This window comes from Aquicoccus porphyridii, from assembly GCF_008369105.1.
Lineage (GTDB): Bacteria > Pseudomonadota > Alphaproteobacteria > Rhodobacterales > Rhodobacteraceae > Aquicoccus > Aquicoccus porphyridii.
Genome location: NZ_VINQ01000134.1, coordinates 1 through 439 on the forward strand (window position 1 = coordinate 1; position 439 = coordinate 439).

1 protein-coding gene is annotated in these 439 nt (G+C 64.7%); it reads left to right on the forward strand.

What is annotated here, in order from left to right; translation table 11 throughout:
- A partial coding sequence (locus FLO80_RS23910; RefSeq protein WP_281287069.1) for a penicillin-binding transpeptidase domain-containing protein occupies nt 1-439 on the forward strand: 439 nt, incomplete at both ends.

Consider the following 439-nt stretch of genomic DNA (forward strand, 5'->3'; position numbering starts at 1 on the left):
CGACCAGATCCGCGTGCAGCGCCAGGAAGACGGCACCCTGCGCTTCGTACAGATTCCCGCCGCACAGAGCGCGCTGATCTCCCTTGACCCGAAGGACGGGGCGATCCGCTCGCTGGTCGGCGGCTTCTCCTTCGAGCAGAGCAACTACAACCGCGCGATCCAGGCCAAGCGCCAGCCGGGCTCCAGTTTCAAGCCGTTCATCTACAGCGCGGCCCTGGACAACGGCTTCACCGCCGCCAGCCTGGTCAACGATGCGCCGATCGTGTTCGTCGACGAGTACCTGGACAAGGTCTGGCGACCGAAGAACGACACCAATACCTTCCTCGGCCCGATCCCGCTGCGCGAAGCCCTGTACAAGTCCCGCAACAGGGTCTCGATCCGCGTCCTGCAGGGCCTGGGCATCGAGCGGGCGATCAGCTACATCACCAAGTTCGGCTTC